Below are 25,180 nucleotides of genomic sequence, written 5' to 3'. Positions count from 1 at the left end.
ACACCTGTCCGCCGATTCTTTTAACCGGATTTTTGAAACTGTGCCGCAAATTTTAGTACAGCGGTTTCCGTTTCAGCATAGCCGCGGTTGGAACGTTGATTTATGTTGTGATCCCCTTCCGTTTCGACATACTGGAGGGGTGCATGAATCTGCTGGATCAAAGCCCGCGTACCCTGGGGGGATACTACCGGATCGTATTTTCCTTGCACCACCAGAGTTGGAACCTGAATATGCGCTAAACCCCTGATGATCAGCTGGCTCAACCGTCTAAACTGTTCCAAAAACACCATGGGTAAGCGGATGTCCATCAAAGATTGCCGCACCTGCGGATCATCCAAATCAAATCCCGGCAGCAGTTCGGTTGAAGCAGCCCGGAATTGCTCCGGCTTCAGCCAACGCGTCCGAAAAGGATAGATGGACACTGGCAGGAGCGTTCTGACCGGTAACGCCACCCATTTGACCCACCAGGGTTCGGCTTTCCAGAACGGAGAAAGCAGGATCAGACCATCCGGTTTGCTGCGACTGGCCACCGCCATCGAAATCCCCCCGCCAAGAGAATAGCCCATCAGCAAGACCGGCGAGAAATTCTGGCGCAACTCCATCAAGTTCTTTTCCACCTCACTCACCCATTCTGTGACGCGGGTTTGAAACAGCTGAGAAAAAGCCGTTCCGTGTCCGGGTAAACGCAACAGGCGCACATGCCAGCCGGCTTTGTTCAGAGCCTCTCCCAGCGCAGCCATCTCAGCCGGACTGCCTGGAAAGCCATGTACCACCAGTACTGCTCCGCCATGCTCACCCATTAAGTCGGTGGTATCATGCTGGGGTTCTTTGAAAATGCCCAGATCTGGCAAGCGTGTTTCCAGTGGGGTATGAAGCGCATGCCACAGATCAAAGAGGAGCAAGAAACCACCTTGCAGAATGATGCCTGCACCTGTACCGGCCAGAAATGGGTCGGAAGCAGTGTTGGCGATATAAAGCAAACTGCCTCCGGTAATATAAAGGACATCCAGACCGGCGTTAATCCATAAAATTTTACGCAGTTTTTTCGTTTCTCTCTCTGCGATTGCCAAATCCACCGGCAGATAAAGGCGCGGCAAGGAAGAACGCAAGCCAAACACGGCAATTATTGCGTCCACCGCTGCCCACACCAATGCCTGAATGGCAAAGCCGCGCCAAAAATCCCCCCGACCAAAGACCAATCCCGACACGACGATGCTGATTGAACTCCACAACAGCAGCCGTCTGGAAATCAGATGCTGATAATCCCAAACCATGTTAATCCAAAAACAATTCTTTATAGTTATTTTGATATGCCGAATACATCTTTCGAGCCAAATCTTCTGCGTTGAGTGCATTAGCGGGTAGCCGAAAGGGTACCTTTTTCCATAGATCGGTGTTGACCGCTCCCGGCCTTACAACCACAACGGTTCTTTTCATTTCCTTGCGCAGTACTTCAGCAAAGGCTTCCACCCCGGCTTTTGCAGCAGCATACGCCGCTAAACCGGGAAGGCGCATTCGTTCACTGACTGCCCCCAGGATGTAAACCGGCGCTCCGTCACTCAAGAGTGCCTGACTTTCGTGGATTGCATAAAAAACGCCGTTCAAATTGGCGTTTAAGATTTTCTGCCATTCCACATCACTCATCTCGCTGACCGATTTTGAAAGTATATCACCGATTGCGAAAACCCACCAATCCACGCTGATAATTTCCTGCGCAATGGCAGCCACACCTTCCCGCACAGAAAATGGATTAGCAACATCCACCTCAAAGGCTAAGGGGACAATTCGGCGAGCCTGTATTTCATCTCTCGCCGTACCTGCAACCTGCCAGCCCTCCTTCGCTAATAATTTTGCCAGCGCAGAGCCAATTCCGCCTGTTACTCCCCAGATTAATGCCGTCTTACTCATACCGCTCCTCATTGATTTGATCAATAACCCTTAAGACTTCTTCATTCTGTGGAATATCCGACATCGAGGAAGCATAATGCTTGTATCGTATGATCCCGTTTTTATCAATCACGAACACCGCCGGCATCCTGCCCAGTTTGAGCAAATTGACTTCCTGATAATAGCTATCCGCAATTTTCGAACGGATATCGGGCATTCCGATGAACGGCATATTCTCCAACTCCCAAAATCTCTGATAGGCACGTGGGCCATCCGGCCCTAACGCAATAATTTCAGCACCTCGACGGGTGAACTCATCGTAATCCTGACGCAACTGCGCCAAATGCTTCACGCAATATGGTCACATAAACCCGCGGTTGAAAACCAAAACAATAATTTTTCTACCGCGAAAGTCGGACAATTGCACAGTATTTCCGCGGGTATCTACTCCTTCAAAATCGGGGGCTGGAATGTTTGTTTTTAATTGCTTTGTCATATGTCCATTCTCCTTGTTACTTAATTTCTGATAAAAAACCAACGACTGCCTCCAAAAACGACTGCGGACACTCTTCCTGAGGGACGTGACCACAATCTGGAAAAACAGCCAGTTTTGCGCCGGGAATATCATTTGCCAGCCGCAAACTCTCGGCAGTTGGCACAATCCTGTCATCGTCGCCGGTTACGACCAGCACCGGCATGGATAATTCCTTCAACCGACCCGCAAGTTGGGATTCGCCGCTGGCTTTGGTTAACTCCCATAAAGCCCGATCCCAATTAGCCAGTTGTAAAGGCTTGCGGTAACCCTGAATGATATCCTCGGTGATTTTGGAAGGGTCATGCCAGGCAGCCCGAAGGAAGGCATCCCCCTGCTCACCGGCAATTGAACGCGCAAACCATGGACCCAGACGGTCAAATTGAGGCGTTCGCAGAAGTGGACGAATCCAGGCCGGGGCACCCCCGCCAGCATAAATCGCCGCATCCACCAATACCAGAGCGCTTACCCGCTCAGGATAGGCCAACGCCGCCGCAGCAGCCACGGTACCGCCCGCCGAATTTCCGATCAACACCGCACGTTCGATGCCTAACTGATCCATCAAACCCATCAACAATTGGATTTGGGAATTAAGGGTATAGGGTGATTCTCCTGACCACTCGCCGGGCATCGGGCGCTCCGTCAGACCAAAAGCCGGCCGGTCGAAAGCAATCACCGTCCCATACTGGGCGAGTGGCTGCATCACCTCGCGCCATGAGAAGGTGCTTGCCCCAAAACCGTGCAATAAAATCATCACTGGTTCACCGCTGCCATATTGTTTGTAATGCACATCAATCCCTTTGACCTCGACAAAACGGCTGTCATCGTCCATCAGTGCTGTCACGGGAACGGCATCGGGTAAAGGTGGTACAGGTATGATCAGCGGCCCAATGATGACAACCAGCAAAGCAACCAGCAGAAACAATCCAATCAGTCGCAACGGTTTCATTTGTCCACCCCATGGAAAGAAATTTTTTCCAGAAAGCGTGCTGTTTCCTCCACAACGATCAGTTGCTGGTCTTCACGGCTGATCAGCGCTTCCCCATCACCGGGCTGATCTCCATACCAGCCAAATTGAGCGTGATTCCCTCCAGCAATTTGAACCCAATGGGTATCCGGCGGCAGGAGGGCGCGAGAGGCTTCCACGACATCTACCGTCGCCAGTCCATCCTCACTCCCATATATTGAAATCACCTTGACCGGCACATTGCTCAGAGAATTATTCTCTGCCGGGTATGAAGCCCACAAGACTAAGCCCTGTACCAATCCGGAGTTTTGAAAAACAAAATTGGCCGCCATAGCACCCCCCAGGGAATGCCCCCCAATTGCCCAGTAAGCAATCTGGGGATTTGCCTGGATGATTTCCAAACCTTTTTGAGGTGAAAAAACCGCTAGATTGAATGGCATCGGCACCAACGCAACCAGGTTGCCGCGTTGAGCGATGGCTCTGGCAAGGGGCGCGTAAGAGCGCCAGTCCACTCTTCCACCCGGGTAAATGATCAAACCTCTAGAAACCTGATCCCCAACGGGAGTAAATATCCACCAATCATCTTGCGGTTGAATCTGAACCTGATCATCGCTAATCAACGCTGCGCGAGCCTCTGGCATTGGGCCTAAGGGAGTGTAAGCCCATATCGAAAACCCGCTAAAAATGATCAGGATTAGAACAACTGGAATGAGAAAGAGTAGTTTTCGGTTTTTCATACCTTCATTCTAAACCACCCCGTCAGCAGGAACAAGATATAATTGTACAAAGGTTTTACAAACTATTCATCAGGAATCCCAATATGAACCAAATTTACCAACGATTTGCGGAAGTATATAGCCGCGGTTCTTACCCGGAATTTTCAAAATGGGTGCTCAGCTTGTTGCCATCCCTTTTGGAAAAATTTTCCTTGCCGAAATCCGGCAAGCTACTTGACCTTGCTTGCGGCGAAGGCACCTTCCTGGAAGGGATGCTGTTGAACAACTGGCAGGTAACTGGACTGGATCAATCTGCAGAGATGCTTCGCCTGGCGGAAATGCGCTTAAGACAAACCGGCCAGCCTTTTCATCTGATTCAGGACGATATGCGCAATTTAGATTTCGACAATGAGTTTGATCTGGTTACTTGCTGGTTCGATAGCATGAATTATCTGCTGGAAGTGAGCGACTTAGAAAATGTTTTCAGGCGTGTATTCCGCGCCCTGAAAGCCAAAGGAGGGTTTCTGTTTGATATGAACACCCTTTACGGACTTTTTGTACGCTGGCAGCAACAACCCGTTTACATTCCTCAAGACAATGAAGACCTGTTAGAAATTCACATCCCTTCATGTAATTACGAGAAGAGCGAAGCATCGCTGCGCATAATCCTGTTTATTCGCAATCATCAAACCCAACAATGGGAACGCTGGGAAGAGATACACACCCAAAGAGCCTATCCGATGGACACCATTCAAGCGCTATTGGAAAAGGTTGGCTTTCGCGTTCTGGATCGGCTTGGTAACCTGAGCGACCAAAGTCCGGCACAACCTGACTCCGGACGGGTGTGGTTTTTCGCCCAAAAACCCGCTTAACCGAGTTCTTCCCTCACCCGCTGCCAGATACCCGCAAACATTGCTGGCGTGAGCCTCCCGGTTTGAGTGTTCTGCCGGCTGGGATGGTACGAAGCCAGCAACCAGGGTAAATGATCTACCGGTTTATAAAATGCCCCATGCCGAAATGGTAGCAGTGGATTTTCGGGCCGCAGGATTTTTTGAACCCGCTCAAAAGCGATTCGCCCCAATGCAACAATTCCCTCCAGCTGGCTGAGCAGACGCAATTCTTGTACCAGATACGGCTGGCAATTGAGAATTTCCTCTGTGAGGGGACGGTTATCCGGTGGAGCGCAGCGACATACCGCCGTAATGAAAACATCCTGTAGCTTCAATCCGTCTCCCTGATGATTTGCGGTGGGTTGGCTGGCAAAACCGGCTTCATACAAAGCCCTGTAAAGAAAATCACCGGAAGAATCACCAGTGAACATTCTGCCGGTACGGTTTGAACCGTGAGCACCGGGTGCCAGCCCGACAATCAACACCCGCGCTTGAGTATCCCCAAATCCCGGAACCGGTTTTCCCCAATATTCCCAATCTGCAAAAGCACGTCGGCGCTCCCGCGCCACCTGCTCGCGCCATTCCACCAACCGCGGGCAGCGCCGGCAGCCAATAATTTCCCGATTCAACTGCTCCCATAAATCTCGTTGCACAGTCAAGAAAGGCTCAATCCTCTTCGTTGATCGTCACGGTTTTCAAACGTACAGCCGGGCTGTTGACTTTCATTGGATCACGGGCAGGGATGGACAGGAGCACGTCCATTCCCGCAATGACCTCACCAAATACGGCATGACGGTTATCCAGCCATGGTGTTGGCACGTGGGTAATGAAAAACTGAGAACCGTTGGTATTCGGGCCAGCGTTCGCCATCGAGAGAATGCCGGGTTTATCATGCTTCAGGTCGGGATGGAATTCATCCTCAAAGCGATAGCCCGGCCCGCCCCTGCCCGTTCCGGTTGGATCTCCGCCTTGGGCCATGAAATCATCAATTACCCGATGAAAAATCGTATCATCATAAAAACCCTGGCGAGCAAGAAAGACAAAATTGTTCACAGTTTTGGGAACCTTGTCCGCGTGTAAGCGGACAATAATATCCCCCTTTTCAGTCACAAAGGTTGCCGTGTAGTGTTTTTTGGGGTCAATCTGCATCGCAGGTGGTTGCGCCCATTGTAAACTCTTTTTAGTCATGATCTCTCCTTTAGGGTTATAAAATCAACATCGCATCACCGAACGAGTAAAACCGATACTCCCGGCGAATGGCTTCCTCGTACACTCTCAAAATCTGTTCTCTTCCCGCAAAAGCCGATACCAGCATGAGCAAGGTCGAGCGTGGTAAATGAAAGTTGGTGATCATTGCATCCACTGCTTTGAAAGTAAAACCCGGTAAGATGTACAAACGGGTACTGCCGTGGAATGGTGCAACTACCTGCCCGCTTTGGGCATTCACCCCCGCACTTTCCAGCGTTCGCACGGAGGTGGTTCCCACCGCAATGATTCGCCCGCCTTTCGCCCGAGCCGAATTGATCAGGCTGGCGGTTTCCTCGTCCAACTCGCACCATTCGCTGTGAATGGCGTGTTGGCGGGGATCTTCTTCTGTAACCGGCGCAAAGGTATCCAGCCCCACATGCAGGGTAACCCGCCCAAAAAGGATGCCTTTTTGTTCCAGAAGTTGGATCAATTCCGGTGTGAAGTGCAGGCCGGCAGTAGGTGCCGCTGCCGAACCGGGCTGCCGAGCAAACACGGTTTGATAGCGTTCCGGATCTTCCAGTTTTTCGTGAATGTATGGTGGAAGCGGCATCTGGCCTTGTTTTTCAAGGTAGGGTTCAATTTCCGTCTCGAACCGAATCAGACGGCGTGCGCCATCGAGTACCTGCTCAACGACAGCGAGCGGCCCTTCTACCAGTTGAAGGATGGTTCCTTCCCGGATTTTCTTGCCCCCCACCAGGGCTTCCCACACCAGATCACTTTCCCGCTTGAGCAAAAGAATTTCCACCTTTCCGCCACTGGGTTTGAAACCGAAGATTCGTGCCGGTATCACCCGCGTCTGATTAATGACCAGCACATCTCCGGCATTCAAATACTCCGGCAGGTCGTAAAAGATGCGGTGATCCATTTTGCCCGTTTTTCGGTCGTACACAAGCAAACGGGCATTGTGACGCGGTTCGATCGGGTGTTGAGCGATTCGTTCCGGTGGAAGGTAATAATCAAAATCACTGGTACGCATGGAGCGGAAATGGTTTTCGGTCAAGTTACTCCGAGTTTGAAGCATCAAATAATGTAGGTTGACGGTGATCACCCGGAAAGGCGATTCCCAAGTGCTCATAGGCCAGCCGAGTAGCAACCCTTCCCTGAGGAGTGCGATCCAAAAAGCCCAATTGCAGCAGGTAAGGTTCGACCACATCCATAATCGTATCTGCTTCCTCTCCGATGGAAGCGGCAATTGTGTTCAATCCGACCGGGCCGCCGCCATATTTTTCAATTACCGTATTTAAAACCCGGCGGTCCACATCATCCAAACCCAATGGATCAACGTTGAGCAAATTCAAGGCTTCGCGGGCTACCTCACGGTTGATTATTCCATCGGCCCGAACCTGGGCAAAATCCCGCACTCGCCGCAATAAACGCAAAGCCACCCGCGGCGTTCCTCTCGCTCGTCTGGCAATTTCCTCAATGCCGCCCTGGTCGGCTGGCACCTTTAGAATTTGGGCTGCCCGCTGAACGATGATGCACATCGGCTGCAGTTCGTAATAATCCAACCGATACACCGCCCCAAAGCGGGCGCGCAGCGGTGCGCTGACCAGCGCCAGCCGTGTTGTGGCTCCAATCACCGAAAAACGGGGTAATTTCAAACGAATCGAACGCGCCGATGGCCCCTTGCCAATGACGATATCCAGGGCAAAATCTTCCATTGCCGGGTAAAGCACTTCTTCAACGGTTTTTCCTAACCGGTGAATCTCATCAATAAACAAAATATCACCGGCATGTAGATTGGTAAGGATGGCCGCCAGATCGCCAGCACGCTCAACTGCCGGACCGGCTGTGATTTTGATGTTGACTCCCATCTCATTGGCCAGTACATGGGCGAATGTGGTTTTGCCCAATCCCGGCGGACCGTAAAAAAGCACGTGATCAAGGGGTTCGTTGCGTTTTCGGGCAGCACTGATCAAAATGGACAGGTTTTCTTTGACCTGATCCTGCCCGATCACCTCATTCAAATGGCGGGGACGTAACGCCTGATCCAGACGGTCATCCGGACGGGCTTCGGGTTGTACCAATCGGCTTGATGAATCGCTCATGGCAACGATTATACCCTCTTTCGTTTGCCTGAATGGGTTTATAATGGGAAAAATCTTCTCCAAGGAGCAGATATGTCCCAGGTCTTCATCTCCCAACACCCGCTGGTTGCTCACAAACTGGCTAAACTTCGCTCAACCCAAACCGAACCGAAAAAATTTCGGGAACTGGTTAGGGAAATCACCATCTTGCTCGCTTACGAAGCCACCGCCGATTTGCAAATCCAGCCCGTCGAGGTACAAACCCCATTAGGTACTGCACCGGGGGCTGAGTTATTAGAAAAAATTGGATTGGTGCCCATCCTCCGTGCTGGTCTGGGAATGGTCGAGGGGATCTGGGAAATGATGCCTTCCGCCGAAGTCTGGCACATCGGCATCTATCGCGACGAAAAGACTCTCAAACCGGTACAATATTACAACAAACTACCCACCGAACCGCGTGTTTCCGTCTGCCTGATTCTCGACCCGATGCTTGCTACGGGTGGTTCAGCAGTCGCCACTGTTGACATTCTCAAACAATGGGGCGTCAGACGAATCAAGTTTGTTGGATTAATCGGCGCACCGGAGGGCATCCATAACATGCAGCAACACCACCCGGATGTTCCCATCCATCTGGCAGCCGTGGATGACCACCTGAACGAGATTGGCTATATCGTACCCGGACTGGGAGACGCCGGCGACCGCCAGTTTGGCACGGGGTGATGATCCTTACCCCCCAATCTGAATCATGCAGCGGCCGTTGGGCGAAATGTGGTAAGCCAGCTGATGAGAAACAGGCTTCTTGTTGACTGCCTCTTGTAACAAAGGCAAAACCGGTTCACCGGCTCGCAGGGCCGGCAAGATTGGAATTTCCGCATCACTCATCAGGCAGGGTCGTAAATGACCATCTGCCGTCAGGCGGATACGGTTGCAGCGCTGACAAAAATGCTGTTCGGTCAACGGCGAAATAAAACCCACCGTCCCAACCCCGCCAACCAGCCGATAGGGGATCGCCGGGCCGCTATCACCGGACAATTCCACCGGATGCAAACCCAAAGGCTGCAAAATGTCCATCACTTCACTGACCGGCATGAAGATGTCTTCCGGGGGAGGAAAACCTTCCCCCCACGGCCGCTGATTTTCAATCGGCATGAGCTCAATAAAGCGCAGATTCCACGGATGACTCAGCGTCAATTTTGCCAGATCAACCAATTCGTCATCGTTGATTCCGCGCATGATGACGGTATTGATTTTGATCGGGGTTAACCCATACGCTTCTGCCGCAGCAATGCCCCTCAGAACTTTTTCCAGTTCACCTCCGCGGGTGATACAGGCAAATTTTTCAGCGTTCAGCGTGTCCAGACTGACATTCACGCGTTTTAGACCTGCTTGAGCAAGGGCTCCGGCATATTTTTCAAGCAAAATGCCATTGGTTGTCAGGCTGATGTCCTCTATTCCTTCGATGGCCGAAATCATCTCCACCAGCCGGGGTATATCAGCCCGTACCAGAGGTTCACCGCCGGTAAGGCGTACTTTACGAATACCCTGCCGGGCTGCCACCTGAACAAATGCCGCAATTTCCTCGTAACGCATAATCCGTTCGTGGGGAACATGCGGCACACCCTGTGGCGGCATGCAGTAAACACACCGGAAGTTACACCGGTCGGTGACCGAGATACGCAAATAGGTAATTTGCCTGCCAAACGGGTCGGTTAACAAGTGGTCATTCTCCCTGTTTTATCCACCATTCTAATGAAAATGGACAAATTTTTCACCTAACCTTAGTCCTAAAATTGGATGATGATTGTCAAATTACCTCCAAGCCAGTGATCCGGCTCAGGAACCTGCGCAAGAGCCAGAAAGGCAGAATCAAACATACATGCAGCAGCAAGGAAAATACAAAGACAAGAGCTAACGCGCTCAGAATTCGATTGATTGGCTCCACCATGGCTAACAACCAATCGCCCGCACCGGCCAACAGAAAAATCAACAAAATCATACTGATGATCAACAGGGCTGGCAGCCATGCACGCCGATCCGATGCCGAAGGCAGCATGGTGGAACTGATTGTAAATGCCAGATAAAACCACAACCAAAAATCCGGCAGGCTGACCATTTCGGCCAGAGCGCTCCAAAAACTTGCGACAGATTGGATTTGCCCAAAGGACATGATCTTCAAAGGGAAAAGAGCAATCCAGCCAACGGTCAGCACACCGCTCATAAAAGGAGCTGCTCCAATTAAAGTCTCACGGAAGACATCCGCCGGCGCTGCTTCAACATATCCCAATCGCAAAGTGCCATCCGGCTGCAATTGCGGAATGAGTGAAAATTTTCCGGTGCGTACACCCACCAGTTTGGCAATAATCCAGTGACTGGCTTCATGGATCAAAACACCGGGAAAGAACAACAAGGCAAACAGCCCTAAAGCCAGCGCCGGGCTGCGCGTCAACAGAAGAAAAACCCCCTGTATCTCGCGGTGCAGCCTGCGCTGCACCACCAGATACATCAGCAGACTTAGAACAAAAAATATCAGCCCGCTATAGGGTTGAAACCAACTCACTTTGCAGCAGCAATGGCGATATTGACAAACTCAGCCGGTTTGAGGCTGGCGCCGCCCACTAATGCGCCATCAATTTCAGGTTGACCAAAAAACTCTTGGGCGTTCGCGGCCGTGACCGAACCGCCATATAGAATTCTAATTTTTTGGGCTGTTGGCGTATCAAACAGACCTGCCAACGCCGGGCGAATAATTTCGGCCAGCACCCGATTGGCCACTTCACCGCTGGCTGCCCTGCCGGTGCCAATTGCCCAAACCGGTTCGTAGGCAATCACCAGCTTGGCGGCCTGATCTTTGGATACATCCTTCAATCCATCACAAACCTGACGGGCAACCACTTCCGCAGTTCGACCAGCTTCGTTTTCTTCCAGAGTTTCTCCCACACACACAATCGGAATTAACTGGTTTGCCAGTGCGGCATGAACTTTTTTGTTAACCGTCTGATCGGTTTCACCAAAATAGGTGCGTCGTTCAGAGTGCCCTAAAATGACGTACTGACAAAATTCCTTAACCATCCCTGGTGAAATCTCACCCGTAAAGGCTCCCTGGGCTTCCCAGTGCATGTTTTGCGCCCCCAGTCCAATCTCTGTCCCTACCAGCATGGCTGAAATGGGCATCAGCGCCGTAAACGGCGGACAAAGCACCCGCTCGACCGACGGAACCGCTTGCAAACCGGGTAACATTTCGGCTACCAGCGCGCGTGCCTGTTCCACAGTTTTGTTCATCTTCCAATTTCCAGCAATCAAAGGTGTACGCATTGTTCCCTCCGAGAAAAAAATGGCTTGAGTAGATTATACTTTACGTTTGGGATTTCTTAGGGTATATTCTATATTAACCGGGCTGGCCGGGTGATCGCGGCAGTCATTTTCGGCTGCTGAGGAAAGTCCGCACTCCACAGAGCACGGCGCCGGGTAACACCCGGAGCGGGGTAACCTGCTGGATCGGGCCACAGAAACAAACCGCTGCCTGTTTCAGGCAGCAAGGGTGAAAAGGTGGTGTAAGAGACCACCGGAGTCCGCAGTAATGCGGCTGCCAGGCAACCCCCGCCGGGAGCAAAGCCAAGCAGGAACGAGGGGCTGCTCGTCCCGTTTGAGTTCCGGGTAGGCTGCATAGAACCGTCTGGTAACAGCCGGTCAAGAGAGATGATCACCCCACCCGCAGCCGTCCCAATCGGGATACCCTGCGGGTGGACAGAATGCGGCTTACAGGCCAGCCCGGTACCCTATACGCCTAAATAGGCTTCTTTTACCCGTGGATTTTCAGCAATCTCTTTTGCGCTACCAGAAAGAACGATCCGTCCCGTTTCCAGCACATACGCCCGGTGTGAAATTGAAAGCGCCATCTGAGCGTTTTGTTCCACCAAAAGAATGCTGGTCCCTTGCGAGTTGATGTCCTTGATGATGTTGAAGATTTCTTCAACCAGGATGGGACTTAACCCCATCGAAGGTTCATCCATCATCAGCAAAGTCGGGCGGCTCATTAATCCCCGGCCGGTTGCCAGCATCTGCTGCTCTCCACCTGAAAGAGTCCCTCCCAGTTGATTCAAACGCTCCTTTAATCGTGGGAAGCTGGCGAACACGCGTTGCATGGATCGTTCAATTTCATTGGGATCTTTACGGGTGTAGGCTCCCATCAACAGGTTCTCTTTCACGGTCAAAGGAGCAAAAATCTTGCGCCCCTCCGGCACATGACTGATGCCCAGCCTGACAATTTGATCGGCTGGCATCATCGAAATATCCTGACCTTTGAATTTGATATGTCCGGTACGCGAACGCAGCAAACCAGAGATGGTGCGCAGGGTTGTGGATTTACCAGCGCCATTGGCGCCGATCAGGGTAACAATTTCGCCCTCCTCAACGTGAAAAGAAACACCTTGTAAGGCATGAATTGCCCCGTAATAAACATTCAGATTTTCAACCTCAAGCAGCATGACCGGCTCCTTTTCCCAGATAAGCCTCAATCACCCGTTCGTTTTCCTGAATTTCCTTCGGCGTTCCACGCGCGATCACCTGACCAAAGTCCATCACGGTGATATATTTGCAAATTCCCATCACCACCCGCATTTGATGTTCAATCAGCAAAATGGTCAGGTCAAAGCGATCATGGATGAAATGGATTAGATCCATTAACTCCAGAATCTCACGCGGATTCATCCCGGCTGCTGGTTCATCCAGCAGCAACAAACGCGGTTCACAAGCCAGCGCACGGGCAATTTCAACCCGTCGTTGTTGGCCGTACGGCAGATTTTTCGCAATTTCGTTTTGCAGGTTTTCCAACCCAAAAATCGCCAGAAAGTCCTGTGCTTTTTCAGTTAATTCTTTTTCATGAACATCAAACTTACGGTTATGCAGGATACCATCCGCCATACCGTATTTGGTATGCGGATGATAGGCGATACGGACATTATCCAGAACGGTCAGGTTGGAAAACAGGCGGATATTCTGAAAGGTTCGCGCAATTCCTAAACGGGTAATTTCGAACGGCTCTAACCCGACGATGGAAGTATTGTTGAAGACAATATCCCCAGCGGTCGGTTCGTAAATACCGGTGATCAAATTGAAAACGGTGGTTTTTCCTGCCCCATTGGGGCCAATTAATCCATTCAAATCACCTTTTTTGAGGGTCAGGTCAAAATTCCGCACTGCCCCCAAACCGCCAAAAAATTTGGTCAGATCACTGATTTCGAGGATTGTTGAAATGGTGGTCATTGTCAAGGTCTCCTCAGGCTTTACTGGCCGCAACTTCGGGTTGATCAACCGCGGAGGTTTCTCGCGGCAGCACGTCTTTCTGCTTCAAAAAGCCCCACTCGATATTTCCCAGCAAACCCTGCGGTCGAATCAGCATCAACAGCAACAACGTGATAGGATACAAGACAAACCGCCAGGTTGGCGCCTCGGTACCCATCTGACTGAGCAACACCCGCAGCAAACCTTCCAGGAAGAAGATCCAGCCAAAAGATGCCGCAATCGTACCCGTCATGCTACCCAACCCGCCAAACACGATAATAATCAGAGGATTGAAACTTTGTAAAAAGCCAAATGTTCCGGGACTGAGGAAACCGATAAAGTGAGCATACACCGCCCCACCAACCCCGGCGAAAAAGCTGCCCACCACGAATGCCAGTAATTTTGAACCGGCCACGTCAATACCCATTGCCTTAGCGGCTACTTCATCCTCGCGCACAGAGATGATTGCCCGGCCGGTGCTGGATTGGATCAAATTTCTCATGATAATGATAACTGCCATCATGAAGAAAAACGCCCAGAACCAGGTTGTCAGCTTCGGAATCCCCACCATACCACGACCGCCTTTCATTTCCGGGAAGGGTAATATGGTATCCGAGTTGATCATCAGAACATTGACCACAATCGTAAAGCCCAGGGTGGCAATCCCAAAGTAATCCGAACCCAGCGTCAATACCGGCAAGCCGAACAGAAAGCTCACTTCCGCCGCGAAAATACCGGCAAACACCACCGCAAGGAAAAAGACAATTTGCAAAGCTAACGGAGAATTGAGAATGCCCGGATTCAGGCTGGTGCCAAGCAACGGTTCAAACATGGGATTGAGCGCATTGCCAATGTAAACCGCCACAGTTCCTGCCAGAATAGCGCCGATCAAATAGAGTGTAAAAGACGAAAGTACCGGCACGCCCCGAAAGCGTTTTAACCAGCGCCCAATGTAAATGAGCGCCAGTCCGCCCAGAATTGTGCCAAAACCCACCACCAGCAGACCTCTGGCGTCTCCATTAACCCAGCGGTAGGTGATATCCGCAGCCGTATAGGCGCCAATTCCATAAAAGCCCCATTGACCAAGGCTGAATTGCCCGTTGAACCCGTAAATCAGATTCAAACCGAGTGCAACCATGGTCATGGCGCAGGCCTGAAACAGCAAACCGCTGTCGAAATTGGTCAGGATCTGAAAGCCGCCAAAATCCGTCAGGGCTAATTGCACCACCCCAAAAGCTCCCACCACCCCAATAAGTTTAACCCAGCGGTTAGGGCGTGCTAGCACCCACAACAAACCATATAAGTAAGCCAAAATCCCTAAAATTTTAACAATTGAACCCAAGAGAAATCCAAGTTCCATCAGGGCTCTCCTTTATACCTTCTCTTTTTCAGGTTCACCGAAAATGCCAGTCGGTCGGATGAGAAGCACAATGATCAAGATTGTAAAAGCCACGGCATCCCGCATGGGGGTTGAAATGTAACCCATCGTCATGGCTTCTGCCTGTCCCATGATCAACGCTCCGACAAAAGCACCGGGAATACTTCCAATCCCACCCAAGACTGCCGCAACAAAGGCTTTCAGACCGGGCAGAATACCCAACTGAGTCCAGATTGAACTATACGCAATCGCATACAAAACCCCGCCAAGACCGGCAAAAGCAGCCCCAATTGCAAAGGTGAAGGAAATCACCGAATCAACATTGATGCCCATCAATCGGGCTGCAGGCTTATCATACGAGGACGCCCGCATGGCAATTCCAATCTTGGTTCGCCTCACTAAAAATTGTAAAAAGATTTGCACAAGAATGGAGGCAACGATGATAATCAACAAAATATTTGAGAAAGTAATTGCGCCATCCGGCGGCGCTTCGCCCGGTTTAATCAGATGAATGCCATCCTTGATATACCAGGCTACCACTTCAAACGGTCGTTCATATGGGATAAAACGAGGCGAAAAAACAAAATTCAAAGCCCCAAAATATTCCAAAAAGAAAGAAACACCAATGGCGGTAATCAAAGCGGCGATGCGAGGTGCATCCCGCAAGGGTTTATAAGCCACTCGCTCAATCGTAATGGCCAGGGCGGAGCAAATCACCATCGAGAGCAAGATAACAGTAAGCGATCCGATCACCACACCGAGACCGGGTGAGATTTGCGGAAAAGCTGCCAGCGGCCACTGATGCAGCCGGAAGCGGGCCACCGCGAAATAAGAAACAAAGGCTCCCACCATGAACACATCGCCATGAGCAAAATTGATTAATTTGACGATTCCATAAACCATTGTGTAGCCCAATGCGATCAGGGCGTACACAAATCCTAATTGCAACCCACTGATAAAAAATTGAGCAAATAAAGTGGGCTGGCGGATCAGGTTACTGATTAAAATCGCCACTACAACAATACCCAGTAAAATGAAAAACCCCTGACCAACCCAAGCAAGGGGTGGCTGTTTTTTCTTTTTAGGCACGGGAATGACCACTTGAGATGAACCGCTCACCTGTTGCATCGGCCGAGCACCTCCAAATTGAGAATACCTGTCTCCTGGGATGAAAGCGAAGGAAAGAATATCAAACCAAAGATGGAGGGCAACTCGAGGTTGCCCTCCACAGATTGGTTAATACCATGCACAATTAGGGGTTGACAATAGTCTCGAACTTGACCCCGTCAGGTTTGACTGCCAGCAAGGCGGCAGATTTGATGGGATTGTGATTGGCATCAAAGGTGATGGTACCGGAAACACCCTTATAGGTAATTTTTTCCAGGGTGTCTTTCACCTTGGCAGTATCGGTCGTACCGGCATCATTGATCGCCTGCAGCAATACGTTGGCAGCATCGTAAGCCAGAGCAGCCAGCGCATCCGGAACTTTCGGATTGCCGCTTTCATCTTTGTACTTTTCGCCGTAGGCCTTCAAGAAGTTGACCACTTCGGGGCGCGGATCATCCGGCGAATAGTGATTGGTGAAATATCCACCAGCGGCTGCCGCCAGATCCAGATCCGGAGAGTCCCAACCGTCACCACCGATGAAGGGCACATTGATCCCTTTTTCCTTGGCCTGCTTTGCAACCAGATTGACAATGTTGTAGTAATCCGGCAGGTAGACCACATCCGGCTTGGCTTCGGCAATCTTGCCGAGGATGACCGAGAAGTCGGTATCGGTGGAAGTGTACGACACGGTACCAACCACCTTGCCACCCATCATCTCGAAATTCTTTGCAAATTCGGTCGCCAGACCCTTAACATAGTCATTCGCCTGATCCAGCATGACAAAGGCAGTCTTTGCGCCCAGCTGTTCCGTAGCAAATTTAGCGCCGACAAAGCCCTGGAATGGATCAATGAAACAGGCGCGGAAGATATAGGGCTTCACATTCCCATTCGCATCCACCGTAACCTGTTCATTGGTGGAGGTAGGGCTGATTTGAATGACACCTTTGGCATTAGCAATTTCGGACACCGGAATGGATGCTTTGGAGCACACCTCGCCGATGATGAATTTCACGCCATCCTGATCAATGACCTTATTTGCCGCATTGACCGCAGGATCAGGTGTGCATTGACTGTCCTCAACAATTGGGACAATTTTCATGCCCAACACACCGCCTTTGGCGTTCCATTCATCAATCGCCATCAAGGCGCCGTCACGGGTGGATACCCCGAAGGTCGGCACTGGCCCGGACAAAGGCGCTAAAATTGCCACCTTCAATTCTTTCTGCTGGCCGCCGGTGCTTCCGCCTTGAGCGCACGCCGAGAGAATCAGGGCAGCTACAATCAACAAACTGAAAAACTTTACGAAACGCATTTTCTCCTCCATAGTTTGGCAAATGAATGATGAAAATTATTCAATTTTTATCCCCCATCGGGCATCAGAGCCAGTCTGTGCCTGCGATCTTCGCTGTTACTTGTGTGGAACAATACCACCTCCTTCCCGAAAGGCAACTCCTCGCATATCAATGATAAAAAAGAGGGAATTAATCGAAATCAGCAATTTCGATGTTGCATGAAATTGCATAGTGCATATAATAGAGAAACATGCTCAAATTGTCAAGTGTTTAACTTCCTCTAATTTTTGGGCGGCATTGCTTGACAATTACACTCACAAATTGTAAGATTGTCCTGTAAGTCCTTTCCCCCTTCTTCCATTTTCCTTCAGGGAGCTGCTCAATTATGTTGCGGAAAAAACTTGCCCAACCGAATGTGGTTATCTTTTTATTCATTATTCAGTTTTTTCCAATCCTTCTCCTTCCTCCAGAATCTTATTCACCCGCCACTCAGGAGTGGTGGCTTCCGCTATTGCTGGCAATTTTTGCATTAATCGCCGCTATTCAACTGGTTTTTCGCGGGGCAGTTCAACCCTGGCCGTGGTATCTGCTTTCTTTTGCTCATGGTTTCAACATCATCAGCCGCTTGATGCTGCTCATGCCACGCGCCTCCATTCTCGTGGACGGCGCTGTTCAGCTGAATGTCTCCTACGTTTCCCTGACCTTAATCAGCATTTTCCTCTCCGCATTATATTTGCTTTATACCGATTTGCCAGAAGTCCGTATCAGTCTGATCAATCGCCGCGCTGCCTCTAACACTTGACCAACAAACTCCGTCTTAATAAATGGGTGCCCCGTCGCGCTGTACACTTCGCACGGGGCACCCGACTTAAGATTGGGATGACTTCACCCTACATCTTCCATCCCATCCGAGTCTGCGTTCATCATTTCCAAGAAAACATCCACCACTTTCGGATCAAAATCGGTGCCCGCACACCGCTTTAACTCTGCCAGTGCATCCCGAAAAGACAACGCTGGCCGATAGACTCGATCGGTTGTCATCGCCCCGAAAGCATCCACTACGGCCAGAATTCGAGAACCCAACGGGATCGCATCCCCACTCAATCCATAAGGATAACCTGAGCCGTCATAACGTTCATGATGAGCCAGCACCAGTTGGGCAACCTCGCTTAATCCATGTACCAGCCGCAAAATTCTTGCCCCAATCTCCGGGTGCTGACGCATGACCGCCCATTCACGTTCGGTGAGCGGGCCGGGTTTATGTAGAATCTGATCCGGGATCCCGATCTTCCCAAGATCGTGTAACAGGGCTGCCCTGCGAATATCCTGAATTTCACGAAAAGTGCAACCCATGCGCAAGGCAATCTGTTCGGCCATACGGGTCACTCTTCGGCAATGCGAGCCGGTGGATAAATCTCTAGCCTCTTGCGCTTTGGCCAGCGCCAATACAATCTCAACGGCGGATTCCTCCTCCGTTAGCGCCAGCCCCTCTCGCTGAATGGCTTGAGCAGCCTGTTCGGCAAACATCATCGCCAGCGGTAAGCGCTGCTCAATCGTATGAAAACGGTCGAAGCAAAGGCCAAAAATACCAACAGGTTCGGTTTCTAACCTCATTGGGAAAAATACCAGATTTTCGTTGGCTTGCAGCTTCAATACCCGCCGTTCTTCCACACCTAAAAAAGCATCTCGATACCCGATCAGAACTGGTCCATCGCTAAGCACAACTTTTTGAAGAAAATGATTCAGACGTGGATAATTGCGTAAAACTCCATTGGAACGGCTCAACAAAGTTTGAGCCTGATAAAATGCCTGTCGGTGAAAGGTCCCATCCGCACATAAGACAAGAACCTGAGAATGCTTGACATCCAGCAGTTCAACTGCCTTGACGGTTATTTCAAAAAGCAAACTGGACGATCCTTCAACCTGCAGCCATTGCGCAGCCAGATCGCCCGATTCCCCCCATACCTCTGTCAAGAGGGGAGATTGGAATTTCCCAAAGCGGTTTAAAAAATCCCCGCCAAAATAAAGATTCCCTGTAATCATGGAGTCCATTCCTTGTGAGCAAAAACGCGAGCTTCGATGCACAGGCAGGGAAACAGTTTCCGGTATCCCCATTTCTTGTTAAAAATACAAACCTCTAATCTCCACACACCGCCGACTGAACCGAGCGGTTTGCATTGTAACCACTCAATTGAGAAGCGAAATCAGCCAGAGAGGTAGCCCGGATCGCTACCAGACGTGAACGATCCTCACTGCTAAGGTGAAACGCCTCGCCGCCAAAGCCAGCCGCAAGTGCCTTAGCCGGATTGCTGAGCAGCAATTGACGAAACTGAGCGCTGATCACCGCCGCGGTGAGAATACGTCCATATTCTTCCGAAACATCTCGATAAGTGGGTTTTCTCGAATCCATCAATGTAGGTGTCATCGTTAAATCTCCTTTCCCGAATTTCGTTCAAACCGGCCGCCGACTGACCATAACAACCAGAATGCACCCAAAGCAATCAATACATCGCCTGCACTGAAGGCAACCCGATAGTAGGGGTTGTCCGGCGTTCGGAAACGGTCGGAAAGAAATTCGAGTTTGGTTTGTTCAACCGGCAACACAACATCTTTTCCCGTTCCTAACCGTTCTCCCACCTCCCAACCAGCCGTGACGGCGTCTCCGCGCAACCATTGGACGGTGTCTGGGCTGATCGGCATAAAACCGCCGTTGGCACTGATAACCAGCAGGTTCATCACCAGCCCGATGGTCAAAAGCCAGAAACCGGGAATTTTCCGATTGAACCATGCAAAAATGAGCAATATGGATTGTGAAAGTACTAAACTGATACTGGCTGCCTCATCCGGGTAAATGGTTCGGGTAAGCGGAAAACCAAATGCAAGCCATTGAAGGATGAGCGCCGCCGCCACCATCCACCCCCACCGAAAGGAGAACGGACGGTACGGGCGATTGCCGATTTTTGCTCGAATTAGACCCAGAGTCAGGCCTGCGATGACGGCTGTGAGGAGTATCATTCAAGCAAAAAGTTTGAGAGGGAGATTACCAGCCCGGGAAATTGATGATGCTGTTGATGATTCCGCCGCCAGCTTCCGGTGCACCAGAACCCAGAACATACAGGGCAACCGTCAGAACGAACAAAACAACACGGGAATTGATCTTTTTCATTTCAGCCTCTCCTTTTTTCTTGTGTTTGGATAAATCCAGTTTAATCAGGGGTAGGCTTCCAAAGAGGCTTCCGTAAACCGGTTTTGAGGCTGTTTTTGGGCAATTTAATGTTAACAAAATGTTAACATTTGATTAAGAAGCCATCAATGATCGTTCTCAGTCTTGCGACGGTTGCGGGTTAGTAAATCATAAAGTGAGATTGTTTGCGGACTCGGCTGAGCGCCCAGCTCACTTTCCAGTATGAAATTCAATGTCTGGTATTGCTTGATCACCATGTTGACATTCCCCATGCTGGCATAACATCGCATAATCAGCTGGTGAACACCTTCATTGAGAGGATCATATTGAAGGTATCTATTGGCAAACGCCAGCGCTTCCACCGGTTGAGAAGTCTCCAGATACAACTCGGCCAATCGCCTCAAAGCGGTAATGTACTTTTGGTGCAGACGCTCCCTTTCGACAACGACCCATTCCTCGTTAATTTCCGGCAAGAATTCGCCTTTATACAGTTCAATCGCATGACGATAATGCTCAATTTCCTGTTCTGGCTTTCGGGCAAGCCCGGCAAGTTGAATTTCGCGATTAAACGTCTCAAAATCCGCCTCGTAATCCATGGCGCGGTTGAAGTAGTAAATGTCGTCTTCAAAAACCACCACATCTTTGCCGGCAGCGTGGCGTAATCGGTAAATAGTATTCTTGAATCGGATCTTCAATTCACCCGGACTGATATCCGGCCAGAAGATCAGTCCGACCTGTTCTTTGGTTAGACCTTCGGGGTGAAGCATCAACAACAGCATCAAATCACGGGCTGTTTGAGAGCGCCACTCCATACCTGTAATCATGTGGTCTCCGAGCGAAATTTGGATTCTGCCCAGCGTCACAATAGTCAATTCCGGTGGCGATATCGGAACTTCCTGCGATTTCTGGCGAAGTTGTTTTCGGGCATTGGGTAAATGCCGGCTGTGCTGCCGGATCACTTTGAGAAATGGCGCTGAGAGAACGCGTATATCTTCCGGCAGATTCATCTCATCTTGAAACACTTTGCCGAGCGGTTCTCCGCTGCTGCCAATCAAGTGATGAAATTTGATGTCCTGCACCACGGGCAATAACTCTTCCATGCCTCTTATTAATGCGGGTTCGTTTTGTAAGCGGGCATAAACCGCTAACAACAACATCCGGCAACGAATAGCCTCCACATGATGTCTTTCCAGAGAAAAATAACTTTCCGCCTCTTCGAGATTGCGGCGAGCTGTATCCCAATCCTCTTTGAGGATTGCGATTTTTCCCGAAACCCATTTACACAATGCTTCCTCGTACAGAGAACCGGCATCTACTGCCGCCTGCCATGCAGTGATCAGTTCATTTTCTGCTTCTTGAATCTGGTTGCGAATCAACAGCAGATCACTTTTTGCAAGGGTTAAATAAAACCGGAGGAACTGGTCTTCGATCTGTTGGGTCAATTGATTAGCTTTTCGATAGGCTTGCTCCGCCTCCAAAAATGCGCCTACATCCTTGAACAAATCTCCAAGACTGGTTAGGGCATAGGCTTCCAGCCGGACATAACCCCCCAGTCTGGCATACTGGATCGCTTTTTCCAGTTCTTCCAGGGCTGTTTCATATAATCCTGCCAGCGAGTGAAGTACACCAAGGTTATTTAACAAATTGGCTTGCCAGACAATGTTGCCACTGCTTTGATAAAACAATAACGTGTCTTTATAGATCTTTTCAGCATGTTCGAGGTTGCCAAGATAGCGGTACACCATGGCAATTTCCATGGCTACCTTGGCTGCCGACTCCTCATCACCCAAATCGAAGAAAATGTCTCTGGCTTGAATGAGCCAATTCAAGGATTCGTTGATTTTTCCGAGATAATGCAAAACCGTTCCTTTGGCATGCAACCCTGTTGCAAATAAATGCTTTTCACCCGGCAAGTGAGATAATACTTGCAAAGCATTCTCGGCATCCTCCAGAGCGTGAAGATAATCCCCCTGGATTCGAAAAGCTCCCGAACGACGAATCAAGGTGTGCGCGTAGAGAGTCGCATCCGCTTCTTTGCACAAACCTAGTGAAAGATTGAACGACTCAATTCCACTACGAACATCCCCAAGCATCACCCGAACCGCCCCTTGAATGGAGAGCAACAAAGGGGATCGCTCAATGTACAGCGATGGTAAATCCTCCAGCCAGGCCTGAAGCGTAATGATTCGCCCTTTAGAGACCATAACGGTTCCGGCGCGCTCAATCAATCGCGCCTTGGCCTCTTTATCCCCCATCCGCTCGTAAATTTGATAAGCCCGCTCCCACTCCCCCACTTCCTGATAATATGCTGAAAGCCGATTAAGGATGCACTGAGCTTCTTGGGGATATTCTCTGAGCAGCCGATTTTGTAGAAAATCACGAAAAAGATGATGGTAGCGCAGCCAGATTCGATCTTCCTCGATGACCGGTAAGACAAATAAATTATTCCGCTGCACTTCCTCCATCAACCGATCCCAGTCCATTTGGAGGTTCAAACCTTTCCCCAAAACTTCCTCGCAAATCTGACGATCAAACTCCTCGAAAAGCGAGGTTCGATATAAAAATTGTTTCAAGTCATTCTTTTGTTGCTCAAGAACTTGTTGGGCAAGGTAATCATAGATGCTCACGCCTGAAACTTTCTTCGCCTGAAAGCGAGTTCTCAGCTGACCATTTTCTACTTGTGTAGAAAGGATCAACCCCGTAATCCATCCTTCGGTCAGGCGGGAAAGTTCTTCAACCTGCTTTTCGGACAAAGAAATGCCAAAATTTTGCAAATACAAATTTCGGATCTCTTCGGGTTGAAAAGCCAGTTCCTCAAAGCCAATACCACCCACCATTGACCGGGCAACCAGCAATGGCATATCGGCCAGGGGAAGTAAACGTCGCGAAGAAATGAATACATGACAGTTTTCATCAGCTAAGAGCAGGAAACGGTTGATAAAGTAATTAATTTCCTGTACATTCTCAACCAGATGATAATCATCAATGATCAGAATAAAGTGCTCATCAATGGTCTCATAAATATCATTGACAATCAAGGAAACCAGTGTTTCCAGATTAAGTCGTTCCTGAGGCATCCCATTCAACGCCGGAATACTGTTTCTGCCAAATTCCGGAAAAACGGCTTGAAGAGCAGCGATCAATCCTGCTACAAACCGCTGTGGCTCGGCATCCATTGGGTCAAGGGATAGCCAGCAAACCGGCATGGGATTCTGATGAGCAAAATCTACCAGAAGGGACGTCTTCCCATAGCCAGCCGGGGCGGCAATAATCACCAGCCGGTTTTCGCTCAGGTCATCCAAATAGGAGAGCAGCCGTTGTCGGGTGAGAAGATCCGCACGGCGTCGAGGGAGAATGACCTTGGTTCGGGTAACCGGTATGGAAAGTTCGGCCATGATGTTGTCAAAAAAATAAAAATAAGGTGCTGGTTAGTGGTCTTAGAAAACAATTCTTTTGACCTTCACCACACGTTGACAAACTAAGTCTATCCTTTTTTATATTTTTTAACGGAATCGGTAATATCATAACAAAAAATCCCTTTAATGAATACCACCATTCGTCACCTTTTATTAATTCTGATGATGGTATGATTATGCTCAGAAACAAAAATTTTCAAAATCCTATCAAATCCCATTCTCAGGAAGCCACTATGGAATACAAATTTTTAGGCAAAACCGGTGTCAAGGTTTCTTCGTTGTGTTTTGGCACAATGTCCTTTGGAGGTGATGCCGATCGCGACACTTCCGCACAGTTGTATCAGATGTGCAGGGATGCAGGCATCAATTTCTTTGATTGCGCCAATGTCTATGCTGGTGGTAAATCAGAAGAAATTTTAGGGGAGCTGATTCACGATCACCGCGATGAAGTGGTCATCACCAGTAAGGTTTACTTTCCAACCAGTGAAGATGTTAACGCACGCGGGGCATCTCGTCGGCAAATGATGCGATCAGTAGAAGCATCCTTACAACGATTAAAAACCGATTGGATAGATATTTACTTCATCCACCACTTTGACGACTTTACTGATTTGGAACACAGCCTGCGAGCGCTCGATGATCTGGTTCAGCAGGGAAAAATATTATACCCTGCTGTTAGCAACTTCGCTGCATGGCAGATTATGAAGGCGCTTGGAATATCCCGTCAATATGGTTGGGCTGCCATTGAAGTGATCCAACCGATGTACAATCTGGCCAAGAGGCAGGCCGAAGTTGAAATTCTACCGCTGGCTCAAGCCGAACGCCTGGCCGTCATTCCTTACAGTCCCTTGGGTGGCGGCTTGTTGAGTGGGAAATACGGAACGGGCAAAAAACCCGAAAGCGGTCGGCTGGTTGAAAACAAAATGTATCAAACCCGCTACGGAGACCCGGCTTTGTATGTTCTGGCGGAACGATTCAGTGAACTGGCAAGCTCACATGGCTACCACCCCGCTCCGTTGGCGGTTGCCTGGGTGGCAAGTCACCCGGCTGTAACCGCCCCGATCATTGGGGCACGCAGCCCCGAACAATTGAAACAAATTCTGCAATGTCTTGAGATCAAGATGACCCCCGAATTGCGCGCTGAAATCTCCGCATTATCCCCCGAACCACCACCCGCTACCGACCGCAATGAAGAAAGAACCCCCTTCCAATACGGCTCTCGTTAAGTAAAAAACTACTCCGCCCATTTTTCCGAA

General features: G+C 50.0%; 27 protein-coding genes and 1 other RNA gene. 5 read left to right on the top strand and 23 right to left on the bottom strand.

From position 1 onward, the window contains the following. Nucleotides 1–20 precede the first annotated feature (20 nt). The 6 genes from AC812_RS13240 to AC812_RS13220 are packed head-to-tail and all read right to left on the bottom strand — an operon-like array spanning nt 21 to nt 4,123. Nucleotides 21–1,274, bottom strand: coding sequence for an alpha/beta hydrolase (locus tag AC812_RS13240; protein WP_061915596.1), 1,254 nt, complete (start codon nt 1,272–1,274; stop codon nt 21–23). 1 nt (nt 1,275) lies between these two features. Next, nucleotides 1,276–1,908, bottom strand: a complete 633-nt coding sequence (locus AC812_RS13235) for an SDR family NAD(P)-dependent oxidoreductase (protein WP_061915594.1) — start codon at nt 1,906–1,908, stop codon at nt 1,276–1,278. Next, nucleotides 1,901–2,239 (bottom strand): peroxiredoxin family protein, encoded by a 339-nt coding sequence (locus tag AC812_RS13230; RefSeq protein ID WP_157235476.1) that lies wholly within the window; start codon nt 2,237–2,239, stop codon nt 1,901–1,903. The genes AC812_RS13235 and AC812_RS13230 overlap by 8 nt, the downstream gene beginning before the upstream one ends. A 9-nt stretch (nt 2,240–2,248) precedes the next feature. Further along, nucleotides 2,249–2,383: a redoxin domain-containing protein gene (locus AC812_RS18385; RefSeq protein ID WP_169787313.1), complete on the bottom strand. Its 135-nt coding sequence runs from the start codon at nt 2,381–2,383 to the stop codon at nt 2,249–2,251. Nucleotides 2,384–2,399: 16 nt separating this feature from the next. Beyond that, nucleotides 2,400–3,368: an alpha/beta fold hydrolase gene (locus AC812_RS13225; protein ID WP_061915591.1), complete on the bottom strand. Its 969-nt coding sequence runs from the start codon at nt 3,366–3,368 to the stop codon at nt 2,400–2,402. Next, on the bottom strand, nt 3,365–4,123 hold the full coding sequence (locus AC812_RS13220) for an alpha/beta hydrolase (protein WP_061915588.1): 759 nt from the start codon (nt 4,121–4,123) through the stop codon (nt 3,365–3,367). The genes AC812_RS13225 and AC812_RS13220 overlap by 4 nt, the downstream gene beginning before the upstream one ends. Before the next feature lie 83 nt (nt 4,124–4,206). Between AC812_RS13220 and AC812_RS13215 the strand changes: the two genes are divergently transcribed. After that, nucleotides 4,207–4,974 (top strand): class I SAM-dependent methyltransferase, encoded by a 768-nt coding sequence (locus tag AC812_RS13215; RefSeq protein ID WP_061915585.1) that lies wholly within the window; start codon nt 4,207–4,209, stop codon nt 4,972–4,974. Here AC812_RS13215 and AC812_RS13210 read toward each other — a convergent pair. The 4 genes from AC812_RS13210 to ruvB are packed head-to-tail and all read right to left on the bottom strand — an operon-like array spanning nt 4,971 to nt 8,288. Further along, complete coding sequence (locus tag AC812_RS13210; protein WP_236839291.1) at nt 4,971–5,645, bottom strand: uracil-DNA glycosylase; 675 nt, start codon at nt 5,643–5,645, stop codon at nt 4,971–4,973. The genes AC812_RS13215 and AC812_RS13210 overlap by 4 nt on opposite strands. A 13-nt stretch (nt 5,646–5,658) precedes the next feature. Continuing rightward, nucleotides 5,659–6,180: a peptidylprolyl isomerase gene (locus AC812_RS13205; RefSeq protein ID WP_061915580.1), complete on the bottom strand. Its 522-nt coding sequence runs from the start codon at nt 6,178–6,180 to the stop codon at nt 5,659–5,661. A 16-nt stretch (nt 6,181–6,196) separates the two neighbouring features. Next, nucleotides 6,197–7,216: a tRNA preQ1(34) S-adenosylmethionine ribosyltransferase-isomerase QueA gene (queA, locus tag AC812_RS13200; protein WP_061915656.1), complete on the bottom strand. Its 1,020-nt coding sequence runs from the start codon at nt 7,214–7,216 to the stop codon at nt 6,197–6,199. Nucleotides 7,217–7,241: 25 nt separating this feature from the next. Further along, on the bottom strand, nt 7,242–8,288 hold the full coding sequence (ruvB, locus tag AC812_RS13195) for a Holliday junction branch migration DNA helicase RuvB (protein WP_061915577.1): 1,047 nt from the start codon (nt 8,286–8,288) through the stop codon (nt 7,242–7,244). Between the two features lie 72 nt (nt 8,289–8,360). Between ruvB and upp the strand changes: the two genes are divergently transcribed. Further along, the gene (gene upp, locus AC812_RS13190; RefSeq protein ID WP_061915574.1) at nt 8,361–8,987 is read left to right on the top strand and encodes a uracil phosphoribosyltransferase; all 627 of its coding nucleotides are present in this window, start codon (nt 8,361–8,363) and stop codon (nt 8,985–8,987) included. Nucleotides 8,988–8,993: 6 nt separating this feature from the next. On the opposite strand, the gene moaA is transcribed toward upp, so the two are convergent. From moaA to tpiA, 3 genes are all read right to left on the bottom strand, one after another. Next, entirely contained in the window at nt 8,994–9,983 is a 990-nt protein-coding gene (gene moaA / locus AC812_RS13185) for a GTP 3',8-cyclase MoaA (RefSeq protein WP_061915571.1), read from the bottom strand. An 88-nt stretch (nt 9,984–10,071) separates the two neighbouring features. Continuing rightward, complete coding sequence (locus AC812_RS13180) at nt 10,072–10,824, bottom strand: hypothetical protein (protein WP_061915569.1); 753 nt, start codon at nt 10,822–10,824, stop codon at nt 10,072–10,074. Then, nucleotides 10,821–11,579, bottom strand: a complete 759-nt coding sequence (tpiA, locus tag AC812_RS13175; protein WP_061915566.1) for a triose-phosphate isomerase — start codon at nt 11,577–11,579, stop codon at nt 10,821–10,823. The genes AC812_RS13180 and tpiA overlap by 4 nt, the downstream gene beginning before the upstream one ends. 78 nt (nt 11,580–11,657) lie before the next feature. On the opposite strand from tpiA, the gene rnpB reads away from it, so the two are divergent. Further along, nucleotides 11,658–12,042, top strand: an RNA gene (gene rnpB, locus AC812_RS13170) — RNase P RNA component class A. Nucleotide 12,043: 1 nt separating this feature from the next. Here the strand turns inward: rnpB and AC812_RS13165 are convergent. The 5 genes from AC812_RS13165 to AC812_RS13145 all read right to left on the bottom strand — a co-directional run bounded on the left by AC812_RS13165 (nt 12,044) and on the right by AC812_RS13145 (nt 17,344). Then, nucleotides 12,044–12,751 (bottom strand): ABC transporter ATP-binding protein, encoded by a 708-nt coding sequence (locus tag AC812_RS13165; protein WP_061915563.1) that lies wholly within the window; start codon nt 12,749–12,751, stop codon nt 12,044–12,046. Continuing rightward, nucleotides 12,741–13,529: an ABC transporter ATP-binding protein gene (locus tag AC812_RS13160; RefSeq protein WP_061915560.1), complete on the bottom strand. Its 789-nt coding sequence runs from the start codon at nt 13,527–13,529 to the stop codon at nt 12,741–12,743. The genes AC812_RS13165 and AC812_RS13160 overlap by 11 nt, the downstream gene beginning before the upstream one ends. Before the next feature lie 13 nt (nt 13,530–13,542). Continuing rightward, on the bottom strand, nt 13,543–14,907 hold the full coding sequence (locus AC812_RS13155) for a branched-chain amino acid ABC transporter permease (RefSeq protein ID WP_061915557.1): 1,365 nt from the start codon (nt 14,905–14,907) through the stop codon (nt 13,543–13,545). A gap of 12 nt (nt 14,908–14,919) precedes the next feature. Beyond that, nucleotides 14,920–16,053 (bottom strand): branched-chain amino acid ABC transporter permease, encoded by a 1,134-nt coding sequence (locus AC812_RS13150; RefSeq protein WP_082149025.1) that lies wholly within the window; start codon nt 16,051–16,053, stop codon nt 14,920–14,922. Between the two features lie 124 nt (nt 16,054–16,177). Beyond that, nucleotides 16,178–17,344, bottom strand: coding sequence for an ABC transporter substrate-binding protein (locus AC812_RS13145; RefSeq protein WP_061915554.1), 1,167 nt, complete (start codon nt 17,342–17,344; stop codon nt 16,178–16,180). A 365-nt stretch (nt 17,345–17,709) separates the two neighbouring features. Here AC812_RS13145 and AC812_RS13140 point away from each other — a divergent pair, with 365 nt between their 5' ends. Beyond that, a complete protein-coding gene (locus tag AC812_RS13140) occupies nt 17,710–18,126 on the top strand; it encodes a hypothetical protein (RefSeq protein WP_061915551.1) in 417 nt (138 codons plus the stop codon). Nucleotides 18,127–18,209: 83 nt separating this feature from the next. Here the strand turns inward: AC812_RS13140 and AC812_RS13135 are convergent, their stop codons facing one another. The 5 genes from AC812_RS13135 to AC812_RS13120 all read right to left on the bottom strand — a co-directional run bounded on the left by AC812_RS13135 (nt 18,210) and on the right by AC812_RS13120 (nt 23,903). After that, nucleotides 18,210–19,367 (bottom strand): HD-GYP domain-containing protein, encoded by a 1,158-nt coding sequence (locus AC812_RS13135; protein ID WP_061915548.1) that lies wholly within the window; start codon nt 19,365–19,367, stop codon nt 18,210–18,212. Between the two features lie 94 nt (nt 19,368–19,461). Beyond that, the gene (locus AC812_RS13130) at nt 19,462–19,749 is read right to left on the bottom strand and encodes a hypothetical protein (protein WP_061915546.1); all 288 of its coding nucleotides are present in this window, start codon (nt 19,747–19,749) and stop codon (nt 19,462–19,464) included. 2 nt (nt 19,750–19,751) lie between these two features. Next, nucleotides 19,752–20,339: a DUF5317 domain-containing protein gene (locus tag AC812_RS13125; protein WP_145962542.1), complete on the bottom strand. Its 588-nt coding sequence runs from the start codon at nt 20,337–20,339 to the stop codon at nt 19,752–19,754. A 25-nt stretch (nt 20,340–20,364) separates the two neighbouring features. Beyond that, nucleotides 20,365–20,490 carry a hypothetical protein gene (locus AC812_RS18305; RefSeq protein WP_272897780.1) on the bottom strand — a complete coding sequence of 42 codons (126 nt, stop codon included), beginning with the start codon at nt 20,488–20,490 and terminating at the stop codon, nt 20,365–20,367. A gap of 143 nt (nt 20,491–20,633) precedes the next feature. Beyond that, entirely contained in the window at nt 20,634–23,903 is a 3,270-nt protein-coding gene (locus AC812_RS13120) for an AfsR/SARP family transcriptional regulator (protein ID WP_061915541.1), read from the bottom strand. A gap of 254 nt (nt 23,904–24,157) precedes the next feature. Between AC812_RS13120 and AC812_RS13115 the strand changes: the two genes are divergently transcribed. Continuing rightward, a complete protein-coding gene (locus AC812_RS13115) occupies nt 24,158–25,150 on the top strand; it encodes an aldo/keto reductase (RefSeq protein WP_061915650.1) in 993 nt (330 codons plus the stop codon). Nucleotides 25,151–25,180: the final 30 nt, after the last annotated feature.

This window comes from Bellilinea caldifistulae (assembly GCF_001306055.1).
Lineage (GTDB): Bacteria > Chloroflexota > Anaerolineae > Anaerolineales > Anaerolineaceae > Bellilinea > Bellilinea caldifistulae.
The sequence above is the reverse complement of the archived record's forward strand: the minus strand, read 5'-3'. Positions and strand labels throughout refer to the sequence as shown.